The 23,684-nt window shown below is 50.5% G+C and carries 23 protein-coding genes; 12 read left to right on the plus strand and 11 right to left on the minus strand.

The window, feature by feature from the left end:
* Window positions 1–8: 8 nt before the first annotated feature.
* From AACT35_RS00525 to AACT35_RS00535, 3 genes are read right to left on the minus strand one after another with little or no spacing between them, the layout of a single operon-like run.
* Window positions 9–1,175 carry a glycosyltransferase family 4 protein gene (locus AACT35_RS00525; protein ID WP_099237414.1) on the minus strand — a complete coding sequence of 389 codons (1,167 nt, stop codon included), beginning with the start codon at window positions 1,173–1,175 and terminating at the stop codon, window positions 9–11.
* Window positions 1,172–2,413 (minus strand): glycosyltransferase family 4 protein, encoded by a 1,242-nt coding sequence (locus AACT35_RS00530; RefSeq protein WP_099237416.1) that lies wholly within the window; start codon window positions 2,411–2,413, stop codon window positions 1,172–1,174. The genes AACT35_RS00525 and AACT35_RS00530 overlap by 4 nt, the downstream gene beginning before the upstream one ends.
* Before the next feature lie 36 nt (window positions 2,414–2,449).
* A complete protein-coding gene (locus AACT35_RS00535) occupies window positions 2,450–3,751 on the minus strand; it encodes a glycosyltransferase family protein (protein ID WP_099237418.1) in 1,302 nt (433 codons plus the stop codon).
* Between the two features lie 379 nt (window positions 3,752–4,130).
* Here AACT35_RS00535 and AACT35_RS00540 point away from each other — a divergent pair, with 379 nt between their 5' ends.
* From AACT35_RS00540 to AACT35_RS00550, 3 genes are all read left to right on the plus strand, one after another.
* Window positions 4,131–4,520 carry a hypothetical protein gene (locus AACT35_RS00540; protein ID WP_099237420.1) on the plus strand — a complete coding sequence of 130 codons (390 nt, stop codon included), beginning with the start codon at window positions 4,131–4,133 and terminating at the stop codon, window positions 4,518–4,520.
* A 989-nt stretch (window positions 4,521–5,509) separates the two neighbouring features.
* On the plus strand, window positions 5,510–9,046 hold the full coding sequence (gene nifJ, locus AACT35_RS00545) for a pyruvate:ferredoxin (flavodoxin) oxidoreductase (RefSeq protein WP_099237424.1): 3,537 nt from the start codon (window positions 5,510–5,512) through the stop codon (window positions 9,044–9,046).
* A 136-nt stretch (window positions 9,047–9,182) separates the two neighbouring features.
* The gene (locus AACT35_RS00550; RefSeq protein WP_099237426.1) at window positions 9,183–10,199 is read left to right on the plus strand and encodes a dihydroorotate dehydrogenase-like protein; all 1,017 of its coding nucleotides are present in this window, start codon (window positions 9,183–9,185) and stop codon (window positions 10,197–10,199) included.
* Window positions 10,200–10,205: 6 nt separating this feature from the next.
* Here AACT35_RS00550 and AACT35_RS00555 read toward each other — a convergent pair whose 3' ends face one another.
* The gene (locus AACT35_RS00555; RefSeq protein WP_099237428.1) at window positions 10,206–10,796 is read right to left on the minus strand and encodes an esterase/lipase family protein; all 591 of its coding nucleotides are present in this window, start codon (window positions 10,794–10,796) and stop codon (window positions 10,206–10,208) included.
* A 65-nt stretch (window positions 10,797–10,861) separates the two neighbouring features.
* On the opposite strand from AACT35_RS00555, the gene AACT35_RS00560 reads away from it, so the two are divergent.
* From AACT35_RS00560 to AACT35_RS00570, 3 genes are read left to right on the plus strand one after another with little or no spacing between them, the layout of a single operon-like run.
* Window positions 10,862–11,530: a HEAT repeat domain-containing protein gene (locus AACT35_RS00560; protein WP_065710659.1), complete on the plus strand. Its 669-nt coding sequence runs from the start codon at window positions 10,862–10,864 to the stop codon at window positions 11,528–11,530.
* A 3-nt stretch (window positions 11,531–11,533) separates the two neighbouring features.
* The gene (locus tag AACT35_RS00565; protein ID WP_099237430.1) at window positions 11,534–12,070 is read left to right on the plus strand and encodes a pyroglutamyl-peptidase I family protein; all 537 of its coding nucleotides are present in this window, start codon (window positions 11,534–11,536) and stop codon (window positions 12,068–12,070) included.
* On the plus strand, window positions 12,067–12,549 hold the full coding sequence (locus AACT35_RS00570; protein WP_099237432.1) for a DUF4112 domain-containing protein: 483 nt from the start codon (window positions 12,067–12,069) through the stop codon (window positions 12,547–12,549). Before AACT35_RS00565 ends, AACT35_RS00570 begins: the two co-directional genes overlap by 4 nt.
* Here AACT35_RS00570 and surE read toward each other — a convergent pair.
* The 5 genes from surE to AACT35_RS00595 form a co-directional block, all read right to left on the minus strand.
* Window positions 12,546–13,229 carry a 5'/3'-nucleotidase SurE gene (gene surE / locus AACT35_RS00575; RefSeq protein WP_099237434.1) on the minus strand — a complete coding sequence of 228 codons (684 nt, stop codon included), beginning with the start codon at window positions 13,227–13,229 and terminating at the stop codon, window positions 12,546–12,548. The two genes, AACT35_RS00570 and surE, sit on opposite strands and share 4 nt — an antisense overlap.
* Window positions 13,229–13,993: an ABC transporter ATP-binding protein gene (locus tag AACT35_RS00580; RefSeq protein WP_099237436.1), complete on the minus strand. Its 765-nt coding sequence runs from the start codon at window positions 13,991–13,993 to the stop codon at window positions 13,229–13,231. The genes surE and AACT35_RS00580 overlap by 1 nt, the downstream gene beginning before the upstream one ends.
* A gap of 53 nt (window positions 13,994–14,046) precedes the next feature.
* Window positions 14,047–14,673, minus strand: a complete 627-nt coding sequence (gene lepB / locus AACT35_RS00585; protein WP_012307049.1) for a signal peptidase I — start codon at window positions 14,671–14,673, stop codon at window positions 14,047–14,049.
* A gap of 195 nt (window positions 14,674–14,868) precedes the next feature.
* A complete protein-coding gene (locus tag AACT35_RS00590) occupies window positions 14,869–16,092 on the minus strand; it encodes a DNA double-strand break repair nuclease NurA (protein ID WP_099237438.1) in 1,224 nt (407 codons plus the stop codon).
* Window positions 16,093–16,168: 76 nt separating this feature from the next.
* Entirely contained in the window at window positions 16,169–16,873 is a 705-nt protein-coding gene (locus AACT35_RS00595; protein ID WP_065710652.1) for an SIMPL domain-containing protein, read from the minus strand.
* A 253-nt stretch (window positions 16,874–17,126) separates the two neighbouring features.
* Here AACT35_RS00595 and AACT35_RS00600 point away from each other — a divergent pair, with 253 nt between their 5' ends.
* The 3 genes from AACT35_RS00600 to AACT35_RS00610 all read left to right on the plus strand — a co-directional run bounded on the left by AACT35_RS00600 (window position 17,127) and on the right by AACT35_RS00610 (window position 19,950).
* The gene (locus AACT35_RS00600) at window positions 17,127–18,011 is read left to right on the plus strand and encodes an RnfABCDGE type electron transport complex subunit D (RefSeq protein WP_099237440.1); all 885 of its coding nucleotides are present in this window, start codon (window positions 17,127–17,129) and stop codon (window positions 18,009–18,011) included.
* 8 nt (window positions 18,012–18,019) lie between these two features.
* Window positions 18,020–19,360: a DUF2330 domain-containing protein gene (locus tag AACT35_RS00605; RefSeq protein ID WP_099237442.1), complete on the plus strand. Its 1,341-nt coding sequence runs from the start codon at window positions 18,020–18,022 to the stop codon at window positions 19,358–19,360.
* A 128-nt stretch (window positions 19,361–19,488) separates the two neighbouring features.
* Window positions 19,489–19,950, plus strand: a complete 462-nt coding sequence (locus AACT35_RS00610) for a thiol-disulfide oxidoreductase DCC family protein (RefSeq protein ID WP_099237444.1) — start codon at window positions 19,489–19,491, stop codon at window positions 19,948–19,950.
* A gap of 49 nt (window positions 19,951–19,999) precedes the next feature.
* Here AACT35_RS00610 and AACT35_RS00615 read toward each other — a convergent pair whose 3' ends face one another.
* On the minus strand, window positions 20,000–20,206 hold the full coding sequence (locus AACT35_RS00615) for a hypothetical protein (protein WP_012307043.1): 207 nt from the start codon (window positions 20,204–20,206) through the stop codon (window positions 20,000–20,002).
* A gap of 172 nt (window positions 20,207–20,378) precedes the next feature.
* On the opposite strand from AACT35_RS00615, the gene isiD reads away from it, so the two are divergent.
* From isiD to AACT35_RS00630, 3 genes are read left to right on the plus strand one after another with little or no spacing between them, the layout of a single operon-like run.
* Window positions 20,379–20,591 (plus strand): protein IsiD, encoded by a 213-nt coding sequence (gene isiD / locus AACT35_RS00620; protein ID WP_012307042.1) that lies wholly within the window; start codon window positions 20,379–20,381, stop codon window positions 20,589–20,591.
* Window positions 20,592–21,803 (plus strand): bifunctional phosphopantothenoylcysteine decarboxylase/phosphopantothenate--cysteine ligase CoaBC, encoded by a 1,212-nt coding sequence (coaBC, locus tag AACT35_RS00625; RefSeq protein ID WP_099237446.1) that lies wholly within the window; start codon window positions 20,592–20,594, stop codon window positions 21,801–21,803.
* A gap of 21 nt (window positions 21,804–21,824) precedes the next feature.
* Complete coding sequence (locus tag AACT35_RS00630; RefSeq protein WP_099237448.1) at window positions 21,825–22,136, plus strand: DUF2499 domain-containing protein; 312 nt, start codon at window positions 21,825–21,827, stop codon at window positions 22,134–22,136.
* Here AACT35_RS00630 and AACT35_RS00635 read toward each other — a convergent pair.
* Window positions 22,133–23,611 (minus strand): carotenoid oxygenase family protein, encoded by a 1,479-nt coding sequence (locus AACT35_RS00635; protein ID WP_099237450.1) that lies wholly within the window; start codon window positions 23,609–23,611, stop codon window positions 22,133–22,135. The genes AACT35_RS00630 and AACT35_RS00635 overlap by 4 nt on opposite strands.
* Between the last annotated feature and the right edge of the window lie 73 nt (window positions 23,612–23,684).

Raw genomic sequence — 23,684 nt, forward strand, 5'->3', positions numbered from 1 at the left:
ATATTTTTCTAACTTTTAACCTCAACGTTAAAAAACGAGGCTTGGGCGATCGCCAAAATTTGGGCGGCAATGTGATCCCAGGTATGGTGTTTAAGCACGAAACCACGGGCAGCCAGACCTAACTGTTCCCGGTACTGGGGCGATCGCCAAAGGTGTTCGAGAGTCTGGGCGAGGGCGGCGACTTCCCCCGGTGGGCATAAAATGCCCGTCACACCATCGTCAACAATGTCCGGCAGTTGACCAATGTGACTCGCCACCACAGGCAGCCCCGCCGCCATGTATTCCACCACCTTGAGGGGGGAAAAATAAAAATCCTCACTGGCGGGATAGGGGGCCACCGCTATGCTCATTTGCCCTAACCAATGGGGGACTGCCTCTGGGGACACTGCCCCTGTCCATTGCACCTGGGCCGTTAACTGGTGCCGGGCGATCGCCGCTTCAAGATCCTGCCGTTGGGGGCCATCGCCGACGATCAACAAGCGCGCTTCCGGGACAGTTTGTCGCAGTTGAGCAAAGGCTTCAATGAGGCAATCTAGGCCATGCCAAGGCTTGAGGGAACCCACAAAACCCACCGTAAACGGCTTTGCGGCGGACGGTTTGAAAACCTCCGAAAATCGGTCTGGATTCACCCCATTGGGCAGCACAAAAAGGCGATCGCCCGGCACCCATTGCTGTAAATAGGCCTTCACCCCCTCGGACACGGCGATTAAAGCTGTTGCTTTCCCAAAGGCTGTCGCTGCGACCTGCAACGCTAAATCCCGGTCAATTAAACCCCGGTGGGTGGCCTGTTCTTCAATTAGGGGCGCATTCACTTCTAAAATGCCGGGAATCTGCCAGTTTCGCGCAGAGGTCATCCCCGCCTGGCTCCAGAGGGAATAACGTTCATAGACGAGATTGTAGGGGGCCGCCTGGGTTAATAAATTTTGCAACGTCTGATTTTGTTGAAAGAGTCCCTGCTCACGGCTTGCCAGATCTCCTTTGGGAACTTTGGGCAAGCAGTAAACGGGTAAATCGGCCAAGTCTGCAGGCGGTTCACCTCCAAGCCTCGCGGCAAATAGCGTTACCGTTGCCCCCTGGTTCTGAAAGGCACGGATCATCTCTTGCACATGGATCGAGGCCCCTTTACAGCCAAAGACCGGAATGCCTGGATCGGCGCAGACATAGGCAATTTTCATCGTTGGGCCTCCCCTTGGTGGAACAGTTGGCGGAGTTGGGCTGCATTGCGCTGGAGATTAAAGGCTTGTTCTAAACGCTGGCGGGCAGCCCGGGCGAAGTGGTGCCGTAAATCTGCTTGGTTTAAAAGAATTTGGAGGGCTTTGGCGAGTTGTTCTGGATCATTTTGGGCCACCAGCAACCCTGTCTCCTGGTGCTGAATAATTTCCGGAACCCCTGTCACATCCGTCGCCACACAGGGAGCCCCCAAGGCGATCGCCTCTAACAAAACTGTAGGTAAACCGTCCCGATTGCCATCTTTCCCAATGACATAGGGAGCGGCGAAAACTGTCGCCTGTTTTAGGAGTTGAAATACTTCTCCCTGGGGTTTGGGGCCAATGATTTCCACCCAAGGCTCTAGCTGGTGTTGGGCAATTTGCGATCGCAATGTCGTTTCTAGGGGGCCACTCCCCACGATTTGACAGTGAAACTCGCAACCCCAACGGCGCAGCAGATCGCAGGCACTGATCAAATAAGTCAATCCTTTCTTTTCCACGAGGCGCGACACCGACAAAATTGACGGTGGCTGTGGATTTTCTAAAGGAGGTTGGTAGGGAAGTTCCGTTAAATCCATGCCGTTGTAAATGCGTTTGACCTTAGTTGCAACTTCCCCATACTGCTGTTGTAAATAGGCACGGTTATAGTCGCTGACAGTCACCACAGCGCAGGCATCTTGGAGTTTGCGGTCGAAATCGGCTGGATCAACGCTCTCGTGGAAAATATCTTTTGCGTGGGCCGTAAAACTGTAGGGTACTTCCGCAAAGTGGGCGGCTAACCGGGTAACACTGGTGGCGACGCTAGCAAAATGGGCATGGAGATGGGTGATCCCCTGGTGGCGGACGGCTTGGGCGAGCCAGAGGGCTTGATACAGAACACTGGAACGTTCTCCGGCGGCGTAGGCTAATTTTTTCCAGAGGTCAGGGATCAGGGTGGCGGTAGCTTGGATTTCTGCCCAGAGGTAACTGGCTGCGGTGGGATTTTGCCCCAATAAATCGGGGTGCGATCGCCCTTGGCTAGGTTTTTGAATGTAGGTGACGGGGGCTTTGACCCTGGCAATTTTGTCTTGGAAATGACTATCCACCGGGGGCCGCAGGGCAAAAATTTTGATGTCTAAACCCGCTGCTTCGTGGGCGAGAATTTCATTGACGATAAAGGTTTCTGAATAGCGGGGATAGCGTTTAACAACGTAGGCAATGGCCATGGCACATTGAACAAATAATGGAAATAAGGTGATGGACTAGGAAGCTTGGGCAGTAAAACCGCTAGAAGTCTTGAGCATCTGAGCTAAAAGGAGGGGCAATTGTTCGGTGGCCTGGAGATTAAGACCAGCACTGCACTTGGGGGATTTTGGATCACAACGGAGCCAAGCCACTAGATTCTGAGGATTAACCTGGTGGGGATGGAGCACGTCCACCAGACCCAATTGTTTTAAACGGGTCGCCCGCAGCCATTGTTCCTGGCGGGGTTTTATACGGGGAATAATCAAAGCGGGTTTCTGGAAGGAAAGAATTTCACAGGCGGTATTGTAGCCGCCCATGGCAATCACCCGTTCGGCGGCGGCCATGAGAATCGTCGGTTCGGGACAGTAGGGAAGGATCGTCAGGTGGGGATTATGTTGGGCGATCGCCCCTAGGGTTTGGCGCACGGACTCCGGCATAAAAGGCCCCGTGAGTAGCACCCCCGGATTCTCGGCGGTGAAGGGAATTTGGGCAAAGGCGATCGCCAGGGTCTCCCCATCTTGGCCGCCACCCACCGCACCGAGGACGAACCGGGCTGGTAAATCCCATGCTTTTAAGGTTTCTTGCCAGGGTTGCCCTAAATACTGGAGGCGATCGCATTGATTGAAATAACCGAGGGGCAGCATTTTTGCGACCACCTCTGGGGAAAAATCATATTCCCGCCGCAGATCGTAAACCTGGGGATCGCCGTAAATCCACACCGCATCATAGTAGCGACGAATGGCCGTTTCGTTGTCCGCCCGTTGCCAATCCCGCCGCACCGCTGCCGGGTCGTCCAACACATCCCTTAGCCCCAAAACACAGCGCATCTCAGGCTGCTTCCGGATGTATTCCAGGCTGAGGTCTAGTTCCCGTTCCGCCCCCCTGGGGACATTATCGACGATGAAAACATCCAGTTGAAATTGTTGAACGGCTTTTAAAATTAGCTGTGATCGCAACCCAATGATGTCCCGTAAAGGCAAAGCTAAATGACGCGCCCGATAGGAACCATCCCGGCTTTTTTTCAAGGCTGGCAAACTTAAACAATCAATCCCCGCAGTAGCAAGCCCTTCATTGCCATCGCCCATGCCACTAATGAGCAAAATATCCAGGGGCAAGGCTGATCGTTGTAGGGTCTGCGCAATCAACACATTACGCCGTTTGTGACCCAAGCCCATGGTGTCGTGGGAATATAGCACGATGCGGTGGCGAGGAGCTGGCGGCCTAGATCGGGGGGCTCGTTTCCCAGAAACAGAGGTTGGGCTAGAGATCCCCTGGGGCGATCGCCATTGAACATTCCGTTGTCGTTGGGCGGGTTCCATGGGCAAAGACCTCTCCTTTGGGATCTGACCTCGACACTGATCGCCAGATTCTTGACGATTATGGATATCTTGACCCGCTTGCCTAAACCCCTGGTGAAGATTCCATGAGAAAACCTTCATGGAAAAAGCCTAGATAATAAAGTTTCTCTATGGCTTATTTGCACTGAGGATTACGGCAGCTTGGGGAAATGTAAGGCTAAAGACCGCTGAAAAATTCAAACATCAGTAGATAATAAATCCAGGGTGAGCGTCAAAAATTTAGACAAACTGCATCAGTAAAATTTTGTGGCCACTACTTATCCCCAGCAACCTGACCTAATCGTTCCAGAATGCTTCAGTCTCTAACTTTTCTAGTTTTCCCTCACGGGAGGTTTGTTCCATGTTTCTGAAAAAAGTTTCTCTGACGGTCTTGTCTTCTCTCCTCCTGCTCGCGGGTGCCTCGATACCCGTAAAAGCCCAGGTCTATGTCAATGGCGAATATATCCAGGGCGAAGATTTGATGATCCTTGAGTATCTGGCTGGTGGCTCGATTCCTGCGGGGAGTTACTGGCTGGATTACTACACTGGTGCGTGGGGCTATGCAGGCGATTACACAGTACAAGGCTACCTTGGCGCTGGCAGTAATAATTACGACGGCAGCTATGGGAATGATTCTAGCGGCTATGATTCCTACTACAGCACTGGTGGGGCTGGGGGCTACGGTTCCTATGTCTCCGATGGTGACTGCGCCTATTTCTCATCGGGAGATATCTCCATTTCTACCTGCTAAAGATCAAGAGGGCGATCGCCACAGCGATGAGCATGAACTAAACCGTTTTCCTTAGTGGCGATCTACTTACTCTTTGCCAGGGCCTCTTTATCCTCGGCAATAACCATTTCTTCGTCTCAAAGTACAGCTTTATGGTTACTAATCACTCTTATATCTTTCCTGCTGGCAATAGTCTAGCATTTTGGGAAATTCCAAAAGATTCTGGATTGATTAATTTTTTTGCTGCTTATCCAGTCTATCCTGTACGTCCTCCCAACGTCGAAAAAGACTCTAATTGGGATACTTCCACAGATATTTCTGTAATAGTTCTCCTTCTTGGTTTGATTATTACTTGTGTTTTAGTCCTTTGCTTTAACCAACCAAATGGACGTTGAGATTTCAATCTCAACAATCTTCTAGATTGACTAGGTATAGGCGAAAGGTTGGGGTTTGCGTGAAAAAACCTCAGCCCAAGGCCAATTTTCCTAGGTAATTCTTTAATTCTTTGAATTCTCGTGGGCGATCGCTAAACCGACGAGATTTTTATGCTGGCAATAGGCCCAGCTTCTTGGCCAACCACCGACAGTTTTTCCTCTATTGCCGAAGGTGTCATAATCAATCTCTACTAAAAAAGTTGGCACCGAAACCATGCCCAAGATCGTTACAAAAAAAAGTAAAAAATAACTTTTCTTATTTAGCTTCCCCTAGGATTTCAACGAAATTTAAACCTTCACTGATTTTTATCATTTTCTACGGCAGAACAATCCAAGACAGTAAAAAAATTCTCTAAAATTAGAAGTGTAAATATTCCCTTGATTTTCCGGATCAGGCCAATCAAATTCTATTTTTTCTTATAACTTTTAGCAAGCATTTTGTTGTTAAAGTCAACCAAGTATCAGGCTCAAAAAATAGCCAACATCAATCACTTTTTCCACTGCCTCGACTCACAAAACAGATCATCACCTACGATTTCCACCCAGTCACCAGCAAAACATTAGAATTTTGAGATTATGGCTACTAACACAATTGCCACCCTCGATGCGAATGAAGCCGTCGCCAAAGTTGCCTACAAACTAAACGAAGTCATTGCCATTTATCCCATCACCCCCGCTTCACCGATGGGTGAATGGGCCGATGCCTGGGCCTCCCAAGGACAGCCAAATCTCTGGGGAACCGTGCCCAGCATCATCGAAATGCAGAGTGAAGGAGGAGCCGCCGGAGCCGTCCACGGCGCACTGCAAACGGGTTCTTTAACGACAACCTTCACCGCTTCCCAAGGGCTACTATTAATGATCCCCAACCTCTACAAAATTGCAGGGGAACTCACCTCAGCGGTGATCCATGTTGCCGCCCGTTCTGTTGCTGCCCAAGCCCTCTCCATTTTTGGCGATCACTCCGATGTGATGGCTGTGCGGGGGACGGGATTTGCTTTGCTATCCTCCGCCTCGGTGCAGGAAGCCCACGATATGGCGTTGATTGCCCAAGCGGCGACGATGAAAGCCCGTGTGCCCTTCATCCACTTTTTTGATGGGTTCCGCACCTCCCACGAAATTCAAAAAATTGAATTACTCGATGAATCGGTTTTACGGGATTTGATCGACGATGAAGATGTCTTTGCCCACCGCGCCAGAGCCTTAACCCCCGAGCATCCAGTGGTGCGCGGCACAGCCCAAAACCCCGATGTCTTTTTCCAAGCGCGAGAATCGGTGAATCCGTTCTATGACAAATGCAGCGCCATTGTGCAGGAAATGATGGATCGCTTTGGGGCACTGACGGGACGCGCTTACAAATTATTTGAATATGTGGGCGCGCCGGATGCGACACGGGTGATTATGCTGATGGGTTCCGGTTGTGAAACCGTCCATGAAACGGTGGATTACCTCAATGCCCAAGGGGAAAAAGTTGGCGTTTTAAAAGTGCGGTTATATCGTCCCTTTGATGGATCGGCATTAATTGCGGCGTTACCGAAAACCGTCGAAAAAATTGCTGTGTTAGACCGAACGAAGGAACCCGGTGCAAACGGTGAACCGCTCTATTTAGATGTAGTTTCTGCCTTAATGGAAAGTTGGGAAGGCGCGATGCCTAAAGTTTTTGGCGGACGCTATGGCTTGTCCTCTAAGGAATTCAATCCGGCGATGGTGAAGGGGATTTTTGATGAATTAAATCAAGCAAAACCCAAGAATCATTTTACGGTGGGCATCAATGATGATGTCAGCCACACATCCCTTGAGTATGATCCGAATTTTTCGACGGAACCGGACAGTGTCGTACGGGCGATGTTCTATGGTTTGGGTTCTGATGGAACCGTGGGCGCGAATAAAAATTCGATCAAAATTATTGGCGAAGAAACGGATAATTACGCCCAAGGTTATTTCGTCTATGACTCGAAGAAATCAGGGGCAGTGACGGTTTCCCATCTACGCTTTGGCCCCAATTTAATTCGCTCCACCTATTTGATTAATCAGGCGAATTTTGTGGGCTGTCACCAATGGTTATTCCTCGAAAAATTGGATGTGCTCAGTGGCGCAAAAGATGGTTCAATTTTTCTTTTAAATAGTCCCTATGCTCCGGATCAAGTGTGGGATCAATTGCCCCTTGAAGTGCAAGAACAAATTGTTCGCAAAAATTTGAAATTCTATGTGATTAATGCGAATAAGGTGGCACGGGAAAGTGGCATGGGCGGAAGAATTAATACGGTGATGCAAACCTGTTTCTTTGCTCTCTCTGGTGTCCTGCCAAAAGAGGAGGCGATCGCCAAAATTAAGGAATATATCCAGAAGACCTACGGCAAGAAAGGCGCGGATGTGGTCACCATGAATATTCAGGCGGTGGATAACACCTTGGCGAATTTGTTTGAGGTGAACGTGGGTGAGGCAAATAGTCCCATTCGTAAACCGCCAGCGGTGTCTCCCAATGCGCCCGACTTTATGCGCAATGTCCAAGCGCCGATGCTGATCAAAGAAGGCGATCGCCTGCCGGTGAGTTGTCTACCCTGCGATGGCACTTATCCGATGGGGACTTCTAAATGGGAAAAACGCAACGTCGCCCAATTCATTCCAGAGTGGGATCCAGAGGTTTGTATTCAATGCGGTAAATGTGTGATGGTCTGTCCCCACGCGACGATCCGCGCCAAAATTTATGAACCCAATCTATTAGGAAATGCGCCGGAAAGTTTTAAATCCATTGATGCGAAAGACAAGAATTTTTCAGGGCAGAAATTCACGATTCAGGTGGCTCCGGAAGACTGTACCGGCTGTGGCGTTTGTGTGGATGTTTGTCCCGCGAAAAACAAGGCGCAACCCGCCAAGAAAGCGATCAATATGGTGGAACAATTGCCCCTACGGGAACAGGAAAGAACGAATTGGGATTACTTCCTCAGTTTGCCTTTACCGGAACGGCGCGAATTAAAACTCAATCAAATCCGCGAACAACAATTGCAGGAGCCGCTCTTTGAATTTTCTGGTGCTTGCGCCGGCTGTGGTGAAACCCCCTACATTAAATTGGTTTCCCAACTGTTTGGCGATCGCACAGTGATTGCCAATGCGACGGGTTGCTCCTCCATCTATGGCGGCAACTTACCGACAACCCCCTACACCACCAATGCCGAAGGACAGGGCATCGCTTGGTCAAATTCCCTCTTTGAAGATAACGCCGAATTCGGTTTAGGCTTCCGCCTTTCTATCGATAAACAAGCCCAATTTGCGGCGGAATTATTACAACGCTTAAGCGGTGAACTCGGTGATAGTTTTGTCGGTGAATTGTTAAATGCCCGCCAAGCTGATGAAGCCGACATTTGGGAACAACGGCAACGGGTGCGGGAACTGAAAAATAAACTCGCAACCCTCAATTCCCCCGACGCGAAACAGTTAGCGTCCCTCGCCGATTACCTCGTGAAAAAATCCGTCTGGATCGTCGGTGGGGACGGTTGGGCCTATGACATTGGTTTCGGTGGTCTCGATCATGCGATCGCCAGCGGGAAAAATATCAACATTTTGGTGATGGACACCGAGGTTTATTCCAATACTGGCGGACAATCCTCCAAAGCGACCCCCCGCGCCGCCGTTGCCAAATTCGCCGCTGGTGGGAAACCAGCCCCCAAAAAAGACCTCGGTTTAATCGCCATGACCTACGGCAATGTGTATGTCGCCTCCGTTGCCATGGGAGCCAAAGACGAACACACCCTGAAAGCCTTCCTCGAAGCCGAAGCCTACGAAGGCCCCTCCCTGATCATCGCCTACAGCCACTGCATTGCCCACGGTATCAATATGCAAACCGCCATGAGTCACCAAAAAGAACTCGTCGAAAGCGGACGCTGGCTACTGTACCGCTATAACCCCGACCTCAAAACAGAGGGCAAAAACCCCCTCCAACTCGATAGCCGTACCCCCAAAGGCAGCGTCGAAAGCTCCATGTACAAAGAAAATCGCTTCAAGATGCTCACCATGACCAAACCCCAAGCGGCGAAGGAACTGCTCAAACAAGCCCAGAGCGATGTCGATACCCGTTGGCGGATGTACGAATACCTTGCCAAACGCGACGAAACTTGATCCCCTGCAAAGAGATCCCTCCGCCTTCGGCACCTCCCTTCCTAAGGGAGGCAAGCAAAAGGAATTGAATTAAAGCCCCCCTTATGTAAGGGGGATTTAGGGGGATCAAGATCATCAAAAACACCAGAGAAATATCATGGATTTAACAACACAGTATTTAGGTCTGACCCTGCGATCGCCATTAATTGTCGGAGCTGCTGCCCCCCTGACCGAGGATATCGACAACATTCGACTGATGGAGGATGCCGGAGCCGGAGCCGTCGTTTTACATTCCCTTTTTGAAGAACAAATTCGTAAAGAAAAACTCGAATTGCACCATCACTTCACCTACGGCACAGACTCCTTTGCCGAAGCCTTAAATTATTTCCCAGAGAATGCTTCTGATGTTTTTCATGTGGGTGTAGAAGCCTATTTAGAACACATTCAGACAGCTAAATCAATGGTTAGAATGCCGATCATTGCCAGCCTCAACGGTTCCCACCAAGGGGAATGGGAACACACCGCCAAACTGATGGAACAAGCCGGCGCCGATGCCATTGAATTGAACATTTATTATGTCCCGACGGATATGAATAAAAACGGTTCAGAAGTGGAGTATGAATATATTCAAATTGTGCGGACAGTGCGAGAAAATTTAAATATTCCCGTTGCCGTAAAGCTGAGTCCGTTCTTTAGCAACATGGCAAATATGGCGAAACGGTTAGTTGATAATGGGGCGAGTGGCTTGGTTTTATTTAACCGCTTTTATCAGCCGGATATTGACATCGAAAACCTCGAAGTCACCCCGAATTTAATCCTGAGTAGCCCGTTGGATATGCGTCTGCCGATGCGCTGGATTGCAATGCTCTATGGCCGCTTAGATGTGGATTTTGCGGCGACCAGTGGCATTCAACGGGGAACCGATGCGATCAAAATGTTAATGGCGGGGGCAAAGGTGACGGCCTTAGTGGCAACTTTATTGCGCCATGGTATTCATCACATTGAAACCATTGAAACGGAAATGGTGCAATGGCTCGAAGAACATGAATATCTTTCTTTGGAGCAACTGCGGGGCAGCATGAGTCAGGTCAATTGTCCCGATGAAAGTGCCTTTGAACGGGCACAATATATGCGGGCGATTCAATCCTACCAACCAGAACGACATACGCTTTGAGGTTTGCTATCGCTGCAATGCCTTGGCGATCGCCTTGAGGGCACGGGGGTCAGATAACATCCAAGGATGTAAAGGTACGGGCAACTGCACGCCTGTGCCAATGGGGAGCTTCGTACTCTCGGCGGGGAGAATCATGAGATCAAAGGGAGTCCATAGCCAAGTGACTTTTACAGGTTCTAGGGCAGTGGCCACATCACGGTTCAAATCCTGAAGCAAGTCACTATCCGGGCGCATCTGACGAATCCCCGGAAAGGGCAAACCATAGGCTGATAACGTGCCATTATTGGGGGCCGAAATACTCACATAACGTTCCACCCGTTGATTGCCGCCGAGCCGTTGCAAATAGTAACGGGTCACAATGCCCCCCATACTAAATCCCACGAGATCGAACCGTTGGGTCGCCCCAAAATGTTGGTGGACATAGGTTTCAATTTGGCTGGCTAAAACGGGCAGTGCTTGACGGCCATCATTGGGCTGTAGATCAAGGGCATGAATCTCCCAACCTTGCCGACCAAGGTACCGGGTTAAAGGTTTAAACACAGTGTGGCGGTCTAAAAAGCCATGGATTAACAACACCGGATTGAGGGAGTGGGTCATGGTTTATTGAAAAATCCTGAGAATCTTGATTACAATTTTATTAAGAACTTTTACAAAATTTGGTTATGTCTCACCCCAGCTTAGCGACACTTTCCCAACAACTCGAAAGTGAAAACTCCAAGGATCGCATGATTGCCCTGGCCCAATTGCGGGATGTAGCCCCCCTAGAAGCGATGCCCCTCATTAAAAAAGTATTAGATGACGAGGTGCTGCAAATTCGCTCGATGGCGGTTTTTGCCCTGGGGATTAAGCAGACAGAAGAGTCCTATCCAATTTTGATTAAGCTGCTAGAAACTGACGGCGATTATGGCATTCGGGCTGATGCAGCGGGTGCTTTAGGGTATCTCCAGGATGAGCGGGCTTTAAAACCACTGCTGCGGGCTTTTTATGAAGATACCTCTTGGTTAGTGCGTTTTAGTGCGGCGGTTTCTTTGGGGAATCTCGGTCGTCCGGAAGCGAAGGATGCCCTGGTTCAAGCCCTTGATAGTGGGGAAGCCATTTTAGAACAAGCAGCGATCGCCGCCCTGGGAGAAATTGGTGCCGTAGAAACCGTGGATCGCCTCGTCACCTTTGTTTCCTCAGACAATTGGCTAGTACGACAACGGCTCGCAGAAGCCCTAGGCGCACTTCCTTGTGAAAAGAGTCTTGCGGCGGTTAAGTTCCTCGCCAAAGACGACCATCCCCAGGTGCGAGAAGCAGCCCAATATAGCCTCGACAGACTTAGTAATTCGTAACGCGTGCGCGGCAAAATTTTACTCACCTCCTTTCAACCCTGGCTAGAACATCACACTTCCAATGCCTCGGATGATCTGCTCTGTCAGCTTAAGGCGAGGCGGCTGGCCTTTGCGGATTTTTTATTTCTGCACCATCTGCCTGTGGAAACGGCGATCGCCTCTGCAAAAACCGTTCAAGCCATTGCCGCTTATCAGCCGGATCTGGTGCTCTGCTGTGGCATGGCCGAAAAACGCGATCGCCTCACGGTGGAATCCCAAGCTTTTTACCAGGGACAGCAGTTACAAACGCGCTTGGATCTACAGGCTCTCACGACTCCCCTAGAATTTACGGAGATTAGCCACGATGCCGGTAAATTTGTCTGTGAAGGGCTATATTTTCAAGTGTTAAAGCATCTCCAGCGGCAGCAATCCCCAGCGCGGGCCTTATTTCTCCATGTGCCTCTGCTCACGGCGGCCAATCGACCCTTAATCCTGCGGGATGTTGAAACCATGCTCCACTGGCTGCTGCACAATGTTCCGGCTTTACCCACTGACCCATGACTGCCACCAAAACCCCGAACCCGAAGACGTTAAAACGCATCCGCACCCTCAGTAAGCTGCTCGACAGTGCGATCGCCATTCCGGGGACAAAGTACAAAATCGGCCTCGATCCAATTATCGGTTTGGTGCCAGCGGTGGGGGATTACCTGAGTTTAATTCTCTCTGGCTATGTGATTTTCGAGGCGGCCAAACTGGGAGCAAAACAGGATACCCTCGTCAAAATGGCTCTCAATCTTCTTGTGGATAGCGTTGTTGGTACGGTGCCCGTGGCCGGCGATCTCTTTGATGTGGCCTGGAAAGCCAATGAGGCGAATTTAAAGCTTTTAGAACAGGATTTGCCCGACCAGACTGACCTTGACAATGCCTCCATTGATTGGCGTCCCCTGATTTTAATTTTAGGGGCGATCGTCTTGGTGATTCTTTTGGGCGGTTTGTTGACCCTGTGGTTGCTAAAGCTCGTGTTCAATGCCCTTGCCTAGATCGAAATTTGGGTTACGGCAATATTCCCCGAAAAACAGACATCCACATCGGTACCAGCGGCCCGGGGGCGCTCAGGGTAGGAGCCGACATAATGGAACTGTTGATCCCGTGCTTCATAACGCACTTGCATCGGGTCGGTGCTGCGCTCACAGAAAATAATTTCCGGGTCAGAGGTTGCCGTTAAATGGGGAAAATTCACATTCCAAAAATGCTTTTCCGGCAGTTCCTGGGTCAATAATTGCGCTAAAAGTTTCCCCGTCCAGTGGGTGACGAGCTCCCAGTCGATTTCTAAAGGCCGCTGGATGAAATGGGAAAAGGCGATCGCCCGCTTACCGAGGATCGTTGCTTCTCGCACTGCTGCCACTGTTCCCGAAGTGTAAATATCCACGCCCAAATTACCACCAGCATTTACCCCCGACAGCACCCAATCAACATCTGCCGCAAACTGCGTGAGACCCAAGCGTGTACAATCTGCTGGGGTACCTGCCACCGCATAGGCATTTTTCGTCCGTTGCTCCACTGGGATCGGCGCATAAACCGTAAACCGATGGCCACATTCAGACATCTGTGTTTGGGGGGCTACCGTCACTACTTCCCTGGCATGGGGGGCGATCGCCTTTTGTAAGGTTGCAATCCCAGGGGCATCAATCCCGTCGTCATTCGTTAATAAAACGCGCATTACGATCCCAAATAAGCCTCTAAAACCTGTTCATTACACTGGATATCTTCGGGGGTTCCGTCCGCCAAATTACTCCCCTCTGCCAATACCCAGATGTGGTTACACAAGGACATGATCACATCCATATTGTGCTCAATGATCAAAAAGGAAATTCCCTGTTGGTTCCAGCGGACAATGTGTTCACAAATTTGGTTGATCAAAGTGGGATTCACGCCCGCCGCAGGCTCATCCAACAAAATTAACTGGGGATCGCTCATCAATGCCCTGGCCATTTCCAGGAGTTTGCGTTGTCCCCCCGACAGAGCCCCAGCGTAATCCTGGGCTTTTTCCCCTAGACCGACGGATTCTAAGATGGCGATCGCCTTTTCCCGATTTGCCTTTTCTTGGCGACGAATTTTCCCCTGTTGCCACACCCGCAGGAAATTTTCCCCCGTTTGCTGTTGGGCCGCCAGCAACATATTGTCTAGTACCGATAAGCGTGATAACACCCGCGCCACTTGGAAGGTACGCACAAAACCCCGTGCCGCAATCTTATGGGACGGTAAGTGCTGCACTTCCTGGCCGTTAAAAATGACTGTCCCCCGATCCGGCGTAATAAAATTTGAGAGCAAATTAAACAACGTCGTTTTGCCCGCCCCATTGGGGCCAATCAACCCCGTAATCTGTCCACGGGGCACCGTAATCGAAGCATTTTGCACCGCACGGATGCCACCGAAACTTTTATGGAGACCTGATGCTTGCAGCAAAGGGGATGGTTCACTCATGGTTGCCGGGATAGGGAGTCGCCCTATATCCTAGCGGTCTCTGGGATGGGACGCTAGGGTGTAATCGGTTCTTCGTCGGCAAATTGCGGCTCTTCGTTGAGGATGCCCACGCGATTAAAGGGCCAAAAACGAATAAAGGCTTTCCCCACAAGCTTTTCACGGGGGACAAAACCCCAATAGTGGGAGTCATAGCTATTGTTGCGGTTATCGCCAAGGACAAGGTAGTGATCTTCTGGAATCGTCACGGGGCCGTAGTCATATTCTGGGGCTTCGTTGATGTAGTCTTCTTCGAGGGCTTCCCCATTGATAAAGACGGTGCCGCCACTGACTTGTACTGTATCACCAGGAATCCCGATCACCCGTTTAATAAAAGCATCTCGATAGTTTTGCTGCTGGAGAATTTCTGTCGGGTTAAAGACCACCACATCGCCCCGTTGGGGATTTTTGAAGTGATAGCTGATTTTTTCAATGATTAGGCGATCGTTCACTTCTAGGGTCGGCAGCATCGACTCGGAGGGAATGTAGCGGGCCTCGGCGACGAAAGTGCGGATCCCAATGGCCAAAATACCAGCGGTCACAAGGGTCTTGATGGTCTCTACCCAGGGGTTTTCTTCGTGCTGTTGCTCCGTGCCACTGGGTTTTTGGGTCGGTTCAACGGGAAATTGAGAGTTTTCGGGCATTATCGGTTCGCGCAGAAGTGACTACAAGAAAAACAGTGCGGCAGAATGCACGACGTGATGGTGACGACAATTGTGCCTGCCTGGGAAAAAGTGCTGATGCTTGTTTATTGTATGCTCTCCGATGGGGGATTGGGACTGGCTTAGGGGAGTTTAAGAATTCTCCTGAAAAGTCTTTGTGGGGGGAGAGCATGCTCTTTAAGCCACGGAACCCCGCTTGCGAGTTTCTTTGTAAGAGACACCCACGTTGGTTAAGCCTGCCTTGAGGAGTTGTTGTTCGAGGAGGGCAAAAAATCGGGCGCGATCGCCACCCCGGATCACAGCTTGATTGTGGGCTTCGGCGATCGCCACGGGATACCCAAACCCCTTTTGCACTTGGCCGAGGACAATGCCTAGGGTTTGATCGAGGAGTTGAGGATCTGCCGCGACCCAGCGGGGCATCTCGATCCGCGCCACCTCTGTTCCCACATGGAGATAACAAAAACAAACCTGATCGGTTTCTGGATAATGATTTAAGATGCGCGCCTGACTGAGCCAAAGCCCACTGCGATCGCCCGGTTGCAACAGTTGCTCAAAAAGAGTGCTATCCCGCAACGGTTCAATGGTTTGGCAGGGAAGAGTTTCGCGAAATTCTGCTTTACGTTCCTTGGTTTCGCCGTCGAGGCAATGGCTTTGACAATCGGGTTTGTCGTGGGGGCAAGCCTGGAGCCGCAGGAAATGGACGGCCTCTACACTGCGGGTGGAACTAATGTAGCCAATCAGCGGAATACGGGTTTCTCGGAGTTGTTGCCAGGCCCCTAGGAGGGGTTCGAGAATTTGTTGGCGGGCTTCGGCGGGCAAATTTTCTAAAAACCAATAGACCAGAGAGCCATCCACCATTGCCACATTGGGAATATGGCCGTGGGCACCAGGGGGCAACACCCATTTACAGGCCATCTCGGCGAGCACTTCAGCTTCGGAGGCGGTGCGGCGATAACCGAGCCATTCATCGGTGCGGATGCCCCATTTGCGAGAAGTATAGAGATCTTCACTGCGATAAAAAATCTCCGGTAAATGATCTAATAGTGGGTGCAAGCTTTGGCCGTAGTGGAGCATCACCCGACCAATATTAATCAAATAGCAGTAGGCAATTTCATGGTGGGACGGAGCAATTTGGGAGCCATCCGTGGCAAAAACCGTGTGGGCTTGGGAAGGGGGCGAAATGGGAACGCGAGTCTCCAGGGGTTCGAGGGGAATGCCATGGTTAAAAATGAGGCGATCGCCCCAGGTATTTTGGTGGGCCTGGAGGGTCTGGAAATCCGCCTGGGCTTCCCGGAGCAGAGAAATTCCCCGCTCGATTCGTTCTCGTCCCGTGGCAGCCTGTTCCTGGAGGTGCGCCCCCATGTCTGGCAGTTGTCCCGCAAGTTTGATTAGATCTAACATTCCCTCAAGTTTCGCCCCTATCCCACAAGGCGATCGCCCCTAGATTTAAGCGTAATTTAGCCCAAAAAGCAGGGTGTTAGTAACGGATCGTCAGGGTTACGGAAGCATTCACCGTCTGTTCACCCCCTTCTACCGGAGAAGGCGCTGCACTTTCAAAGGCGATTCGTGCCGTATCCATGGTTTTAAAAATAGGGGTTGGTGGCGTCGCCCCATTGACCTGGATTTGGACAATTTCTTGGGGACTCAAACCCAAGGCACTGAGGACGGTTTGGGCCTGGGTGCGCGCATCCTGGGCGGCTTCAGCGAGGGCAGTTTTTTCTGCTTCAGCAAGGGCGGCTTCGGTGGCCCGGAAGGAGATTCCATCAATGCGGGTTGCTCCGGCTTTGACAGCTTCATCCATTAGGCTTCCGGCTTGGGCGGTGGGTACCTCAAAGCTCACTGTATTGGTGGCCAAGTAACCGATGAGGCGGCGATCGCCATTGTTGTAATCATATTCCGGCTGGAGATTAATCCCCGTGGTGGTGAGCTTGGCGACATTTTTGGACTTGAGAAAATCCACCACTTGGTTACTGCGCTTGGCGATATCTGCCTGGACTTGGGTTGCCGTCGCCCCCCGCACTTCGACCCCAAGGCGTACTTCAGAAAGACTCGTGGCAATGGCTTCTTCGCCGCGCCCCGTGACAGTGATCGTGCGCAATAGTTCTTCGGCGATCGCCCCAGAGGTTCCCCCCAGGAACAACATTCCCGCCAACAGTGGCACAAACAGTTTTTTCAGTTGCATTTTTTTTCATACTCCTACACACAGGTGCAAGATCACAGGGACAATTGTGTTTGACGCTCTAGAAATTTATTAGTCAATCAAATTCACATTTTTTAATATTAAACAGCCCCTGGAATCCTGCTTTGACTCTAGTTTACGACTGCCACAAGTCTCAAGGTTTTCTGTTACAAAAAAAGAAACCTTTTCGTCATCCCTGGACTTGTCTTTCATACTTTAGGCAACTTATTTTTTGCTTAGTCAGGGAGGATTTTCAATGCCCTTCAGTGATGCCCGTGATTATCAAATTGCAATTCTGACGACGTTTCTCCTGTTGGGAGTTTACACGCGAGACTGGACGTTAAATTTAACCTGGGTTTTGCTGGCGATCGCCACCTGTATTTTGACCCAATGGAGCTTCAGTGCTTGGCAAGCCTACCGTTGCCGACAAGAAACTCCTCTACAATGGTCACCGCTACTTATTTCTGGGGCGCGGAGTGCGGCGATTACCGGCCTGGGCCTTTCCCTGCTCCTGCGGGTAAATCATCCCCTTGTTTTAGTGGGGGCAGCGGTCGGGGCGATCGCCAGTAAATTTTTATTTTGTTATCAAGAAAAACATTTTTTCAATCCTGCCAATTTCGGCATCATTCTGGCTCTCCTGTGGACAGATGGGGCTTGGGTTTCTCCCGGTCAATGGGGCACTGACTGGTGGTATTTATTGCTATTTTTTAGTGCGGCTGGCCTTGTGCTCAACCGAGTTGGCCGCTGGGATACGTCGATTGCTTTTCTCGCCAGTTACGGTGGATTGGAGATTCTCCGTAACTTCTGGTTGGGCTGGAGTTGGGATGTGGTTGCCCATCATCTCACCAGCGGTTCGTTGCTGCTCTTTGCGTTTTTTATGCTGACCGATCCGCGCTCGATCCCCAATGGGAAACAAGGACGAATTTTTTGGGCCATTAGTATCGCCCTGCTCACCTTTGTTTTGCAACATGGCCTCTATACTTCGACGGCAATTTTCTGGGCGTTATTCTGTCTGGCTCCCAGCACCATTGTGATCGATAAAATTTGGCGATCGCCCCGGTTCCAGTGGCAAGAAAAAGCTCAGGTGAAAGCCCCTATTGGCGATTCTTCTTTGACCCTACAAACTCGCCCCGTTATCTAAGGAAAATCATGTTTAAAACGATCCTGCAATATTTGCGCGGTTTGGCCATAACCTGCATTGGTTTACTACTACTGACCCAACCCGCCTGGGCCTTCTGTGGTTTCTATGTCGCCAAGGCCGATACCGATCTCTATAACCAAGCGTCCCAGGTGATTATTGCCCGGGATGGCGATCGCACCGTCCTCACCATGGCCAACGACTATGAAGGGGAAGTCTCAGATTTTGCCCTGGTAGTGCCCGTCCCCGTCGTTCTTAAAGAAGAACAGGTTCATGTGGGCGAAGCAAGCATTATCAAACGCCTCGATGGCTTTAGCGCCCCCCGGCTGGTGGAATATTTCGATGAAAATCCCTGTGCTGTGCGGATGTTTGATGATGGCATTGGGTTTTTGCAAAATGCGAGGCCACCGATGCCCATGGCCGCAGAATCCATGCGCGAAACAGCAGCGGATCTAGGGGTCACCATTGAGGAACAATTTAGCGTCGGCGAATACGACATCCTCATTCTCAGCGCCAAAGAATCCGATGGATTGGAAACCTGGTTACGCCAAAACGATTATCAACTGCCCCAGGGGGCCAGTGAGTTACTGCGGCCCTATATTCGCAACAAGCTGAAGTTTTTTGTGGCCAAGGTGAACCTCGAAGAATTTGACCGGAGCGGCGTGAACCAATTGCGTCCCCTGATGATGGCCTTTGAATCACCGAAGTATATGCTGCCGATTCGCCTAGGGATGATGAACGCCCAACAAGCCCAGGATCTTATTGTCTATATTCTCTCTCCCAAGGGCCAGGCGGAAGTGACCAATTATCGCACCGTGAAAATCCCCTCGAATGTGGAAATTCCTGAATTTGTCGAAGCAGAGTTTGGGGATTTTTATACCACCATGTTTGAGCAAGATTACCAACGCCAGGGCCGGGATGATATTTTCTTGGAATATGCCTGGGATATGAGCAGTTGTGATCCCTGTTCTGCGCCTAATTTAACGAAGGCAGAGCTGAAACAGGCCGGAGTCTTTTGGGATGAAGATCAATATCTACCGAGGGTATTTATCACCAGACTCCATGTGCGCTATGGTCGCGACGAGTTCCCAGAAGATCTGCGCTTCCAAGAAACGGCCAATCGTCAATTTTTCCAAGGACGCTATGTGATTCGTCATCCCTATCGCGGGGAAATGACTTGTAGTGCAGCCCAGGATTACCGAGAGCGCACCTACCAACGCCAGGAAGCAGAGGTACAAACCCTGGCAAAGTTGACAGGTTGGGAGCCAGCAGACATTCGCCGCAAGGTTGACTTTATCGAAACCAATGGCCCAACGCCAACAGATGAGGCTTGGTGGGATTCTATTTGGTAATTGGAGAGTGAAAGACTGGGGCGATCGCCAACAGAACACAGCCTTAAAAACGCCCTTTTGGTGATTCCCCAGGCACCCGCAAAAAATCTTTACAATATAGATTGAATCTTTTAGCCGAAAATTGCACCATGTCCTCCACCCCATCCTGGAAAATTAAACTGCTCTATGACGGTCAATGTCCCCTTTGTCTGCGGGAGGTTAACTTTCTGCGGCGCAAGGATAATGGCCGTGGGTTAATTTGCTTTGTGGATGTGGCAGCCGATGATTACGACCCCAGTCGCCATGGTGGTGTGACTTTCCGGGCAGCGATGGAGCGAATCCATGGCGTGCTACCCGACGGGACAGTGCTTCAAAATGTGGCGGTTTTTCGGTATGTTTACGAAGTTCTGGGGATGGGCTGGGTCTATGGCATCACTAAACTTCCTGGCATTGGGCAATTGGCTGATTGGGTTTATGGCATCTGGGCGAAATATCGTCTCCAACTGACGGGCCGCCCCGATTTAATCACTCTGATCCAAAACCGGGAAGAACGACAAACCTGTAGTGTCGGTGATCGCTGTCGTCTCGAAACGTCAGTAACGGACACTTAAAACTCTTTCTCTAAAGGCAGTTCCCTAAGTAAATGCCTAATTTTTAGCGTCAGACATCATAGCTCATCAGCTGTTCGACGGGCACAAAAACTTCCCTGGGCAAGAGAATAGACCGTTCACGAAAGCTGACAAATCCCTGGAGTGTTTTGGGATTTACCGAGACCCCAGTGACATATTGGGAGCGCACGGGATGAACAGCAACATATTGGTTATAGATCTGCTGGGCAGCTCGCAACACGCTGGGTTCAATTAACATGGGAGGCTGACTCCTTGGGGAACAGAATCTCCCCTTAAGATACGTCTAGTTTACTCGACAAATCAAGCCGACAATAAGAACGGTGACAGGCCATTGTTTTGGGGATTTCTAAGAGTAGAATAAAGAATGAACAGAACCTAAAAGAACGTGCAGCGTCAGGGAGGTCTTAATTATGACAGTCTTAACAAAAACCCCCCAGGAAATCGCCCACATGGACGAAACGGATGTGGCTCAACTCGCCGCACGATTGGAACAAGACGATTATGGGACTCCCTTTGAAGCCCTCCAGGATTGGCATTTGTTGCGGGCGATCGCCTTTCAACGACAAGAATTAGTCGAACCCTACTGGCACCTCTTGGACATCGAAGCCTACGACGAATCGTAAATGCTCAACGAAAAAAAGATTGTCGTCGGCATTAGTGGGGGCATTGCGGCCTACAAAGTTTGTGAAGTCATTTCCCAACTGTTCCAGGCAGGGGCAGAGGTGCGAGTTGTTCTGACAGATTCGGCCCAACGTTTTATTACGCCCCTCACGGTCGCCACCCTCAGCCGTCACCCAGCCTATACAGACGAAGATTTTTGGGATAGCCACCGCCCCCGCCCGGTGCATATTGACCTGGGGGAATGGGCAGATTTAATTTTGCTAGCCCCCCTAACGGCGAATACCCTCGCAAAAGTAAGCCTGGGCCTTGCGGATACGTTGCTGACGAATATTATTTTGGCGTCTACTTGCCCAGTTTTAGTTGCCCCGGCGATGAATACGGATATGTGGCAACAGCTCTCGGTGCAGTCCAATTGGCGGCGACTCCAACAGGATCAGCGGTATCACATCCTCGACCCAAATAGTGGTTTGTTGGCCTGCGATCGCCAAGGCAAAGGACGCATGGCAGAACCCATGCAGATTATTAAAGCGGTTCAAGCACTGATCCACAGTCGGGGGCGAGCGGATCTCGCAGGCAAAAAAATTCTCGTCAGCGCCGGAGGAACCAGGGAGCATTTTGACCCCGTGCGCTTTATTAGTAATCCTTCGACGGGAAAAATGGGTTTAGCGATCGCCGAAGCCGCTGCCTATCGAGGCGCCACTGTGACCCTAGTCCATGGGCCGATGGAAAGTCGCTTGTTAGAAAATTTAGCGAATCTCCACCGCTTTCCCGTCACTAGCGCCGCCGAAATGGAGCAAATGATGCTATCCCAGGCGGATCAGTTTGATTGGCTCATTCTGTGTGCAGCGGTCGGTGATGTGCGGCCCACGGTGAACTATGACCATAAGCTCGCGAAGGCAGAGTTGCCCGAAAGCCTTGCCTTAGAGGAAATTCCTGACATCGCCGCCCAACTGGGTCAACGGAAACGCCCCGACCAAAAATTAATCGGTTTTGCGGCCCAGACGGGGGAAATTACGGCCCCCGCCCTGGCTAAATTGCAACGGAAAAAACTCGATGCGATCGCCGCTAATGCTGTTGATCGAGAAAATTCCGGTTTTGCCAGTGAAACCAATCAACTGATTTTCCTCGATAAAGAAGGCCGCAAGGCCACAATTCCTCAGGCTAGCAAAGGGGCGATCGCCCATCATCTACTAGACTTTATCAAGCAACTTTAAACAAAAATTTCTGCCCCTGCGATGAATGCCCTTTCCTTTCCCACTTGGATTGTTCACATCTCTAGCGTTTTAGAGTGGATTTTGGCCATTTGGCTGATCCAAACCTACGGCAATCTGACCCAAGACAAAAGCTGGTCGGCCCTCGCCTGGGGAATGTTGCCGTCCCTCGTTAGCGCGATGTGTGCCTGCACTTGGCACTTTTTCGACAATGCGCCCAGCCTCGAATGGCTCGTCACGATCCAAGCCGCCCTCACTCTCGTGGGTAACTGCACCCTGTGTTTAGGGGCCTGGTGGATTTGGCGATCGCCTGACCCCAAAGAATCAGTCGACTAGAAATTCACAAACACTTTCGGCGTCCAACTGCCATGCAGGCCATAGGGAATATGCTGCTTTAAATGTAGGGTTGCCAAAGGTTGAGCAAAATTTTGCGCATCAAAAATCACCACATCCGAGCGATGCTGAGCCGAATCATAGACCATCAAGAGAACCCAGCCTTCATCCTCTGCCGTAGCTCCTAGACGGGGTACAAAAATCGGCTCCCCCGTAAATCCGTCTGGCGCAAAGGAAAAAACTTGAGAATCCTCTCCTTGGTGATCCACCTTCCACACCGCCTGCAACGGTGCATTACCTGTTTTGGCGTGGGTCGCCCCGATGTAGGCATAACGATAGTCCCGTCCCACACGCTCTGGATGCACCACCGGGAATTCACAACAGCGGGTAGCCAATAGTTCTCGCGTCACTTTTTTTGTCTCTAAATCCAGAGTAAAGCGCCATAATTGCCCTGGATCTAGCGCATCAAAATCAACATTTTTATAGTTCACATCCGCCTGCACCTGGGGAATTGACTGATAACAAACCGAATCGACGATAATTTGCTTATCTCGCTCAAAGGCATTGGCATGGTGAAACACAAAGCCGGCTTCTGCCTCTAGGGTTTGCACATCATTCCGCGCTGGATCCCTCGGAATGACGATCATCTGCGTTGGTTTATTCGCCTCGAATTTCACGCATTCACCAGCTCCCTTAAACCCCAAAACATAGGGCAAAGGATTAAATTTCACCGACGCTTGGAAAAAAATGACGTAATTAGGCGTAATGACGAAATCATGGATAAATGCAAAGCCTTTAGCTTCATGTTCTCGATAGCGCAGTAATTTGCCTGCCGGACTAATTTCATAGATCACCAAGCGCGTCGGCAAACCTGGCTTAACGGCAAAATTGACTAAACAAGGTTCGCCCCCGTCCCAAATACTCGCCGGATCAATACGTGGATGGGCCGAGAAACTATCCCCAGGCTTGAGGGTCTCCCATAAATAATCCAGGCCACACGTTTCTAAATTTTCTGGATTGAGACTGTAGGGTTCCGCTGCTTCCCAGAGGGCTAATAGTTTTTTTCCCCAATAGATCACGTTTGTATTCGCGATATTTTTCAACCGCAAGTCAAACATATTATTGAAAATGCCCCCCAGTTTTTGCGTTCCAAATACGCCTCGATAAACAGGTTGACCAGCTTTCTGTTCCGCCACAAACCCTGCTGTCTGTACAAAACGATTCTGGAAATAGGCCCGCCCTTCCTGAAAGCTGACTGAGCAGACCATTCCATCACCATCGAAAGGATGCTTAATCGGCATGCCACCAATGTCTAAGAGCCCAGGCCCGTTACGAAACAAGGTTCCCATCAGTTCAGGAGGGATCTCGCCGTCAATATCTGTGACTTCATAGGCAAGTTCCTGTCGCTGGGATTCATAGCCTTTTTGCCACGCGGCTTGATTGTAAGATTTCGTTTTGTTTGGAAAGATGGAAGTCATACCCTAGAACAGGTTTTATTAACTTTTATTAAGTTCATTCTAAGTCTAACACTGATCAAATAATGCAGGTAAG

The sequence above is a fragment of the Synechococcus sp. BDU 130192 genome, assembly GCF_963876085.1.
GTDB lineage: Bacteria > Cyanobacteriota > Cyanobacteriia > Cyanobacteriales > MRBY01 > MRBY01.

Excerpts from the sequence above, each read along its gene's own strand:
- AACT35_RS00525 (WP_099237414.1), bottom strand. The coding sequence starts at position 1,175 with ATGAAAATTGCCTATGTCTGCGCCGATCCAGGCATTCCGGTCTTTGGC.
- AACT35_RS00530 (WP_099237416.1), bottom strand. The coding sequence starts at position 2,413 with ATGGCCATTGCCTACGTTGTTAAACGCTATCCCCGCTATTCAGAAACC.
- AACT35_RS00535 (WP_099237418.1), bottom strand. The coding sequence starts at position 3,751 with ATGGAACCCGCCCAACGACAACGGAATGTTCAATGGCGATCGCCCCAG.
- AACT35_RS00540 (WP_099237420.1), top strand. The coding sequence starts at position 4,131 with ATGTTTCTGAAAAAAGTTTCTCTGACGGTCTTGTCTTCTCTCCTCCTG.
- nifJ (WP_099237424.1), top strand. The coding sequence starts at position 5,510 with ATGGCTACTAACACAATTGCCACCCTCGATGCGAATGAAGCCGTCGCC.
- AACT35_RS00550 (WP_099237426.1), top strand. The coding sequence starts at position 9,183 with ATGGATTTAACAACACAGTATTTAGGTCTGACCCTGCGATCGCCATTA.
- AACT35_RS00555 (WP_099237428.1), bottom strand. The coding sequence starts at position 10,796 with ATGACCCACTCCCTCAATCCGGTGTTGTTAATCCATGGCTTTTTAGAC.
- AACT35_RS00560 (WP_065710659.1), top strand. The coding sequence starts at position 10,862 with ATGTCTCACCCCAGCTTAGCGACACTTTCCCAACAACTCGAAAGTGAA.
- AACT35_RS00570 (WP_099237432.1), top strand. The coding sequence starts at position 12,067 with ATGACTGCCACCAAAACCCCGAACCCGAAGACGTTAAAACGCATCCGC.
- surE (WP_099237434.1), bottom strand. The coding sequence starts at position 13,229 with ATGCGCGTTTTATTAACGAATGACGACGGGATTGATGCCCCTGGGATT.
- AACT35_RS00580 (WP_099237436.1), bottom strand. The coding sequence starts at position 13,993 with ATGAGTGAACCATCCCCTTTGCTGCAAGCATCAGGTCTCCATAAAAGT.
- lepB (WP_012307049.1), bottom strand. The coding sequence starts at position 14,673 with ATGCCCGAAAACTCTCAATTTCCCGTTGAACCGACCCAAAAACCCAGT.
- AACT35_RS00590 (WP_099237438.1), bottom strand. The coding sequence starts at position 16,092 with ATGTTAGATCTAATCAAACTTGCGGGACAACTGCCAGACATGGGGGCG.
- AACT35_RS00595 (WP_065710652.1), bottom strand. The coding sequence starts at position 16,873 with ATGCAACTGAAAAAACTGTTTGTGCCACTGTTGGCGGGAATGTTGTTC.
- AACT35_RS00600 (WP_099237440.1), top strand. The coding sequence starts at position 17,127 with ATGCCCTTCAGTGATGCCCGTGATTATCAAATTGCAATTCTGACGACG.
- AACT35_RS00605 (WP_099237442.1), top strand. The coding sequence starts at position 18,020 with ATGTTTAAAACGATCCTGCAATATTTGCGCGGTTTGGCCATAACCTGC.
- AACT35_RS00610 (WP_099237444.1), top strand. The coding sequence starts at position 19,489 with ATGTCCTCCACCCCATCCTGGAAAATTAAACTGCTCTATGACGGTCAA.
- AACT35_RS00615 (WP_012307043.1), bottom strand. The coding sequence starts at position 20,206 with ATGTTAATTGAACCCAGCGTGTTGCGAGCTGCCCAGCAGATCTATAAC.
- isiD (WP_012307042.1), top strand. The coding sequence starts at position 20,379 with ATGACAGTCTTAACAAAAACCCCCCAGGAAATCGCCCACATGGACGAA.
- coaBC (WP_099237446.1), top strand. The coding sequence starts at position 20,592 with ATGCTCAACGAAAAAAAGATTGTCGTCGGCATTAGTGGGGGCATTGCG.
- AACT35_RS00630 (WP_099237448.1), top strand. The coding sequence starts at position 21,825 with ATGAATGCCCTTTCCTTTCCCACTTGGATTGTTCACATCTCTAGCGTT.
- AACT35_RS00635 (WP_099237450.1), bottom strand. The coding sequence starts at position 23,611 with ATGACTTCCATCTTTCCAAACAAAACGAAATCTTACAATCAAGCCGCG.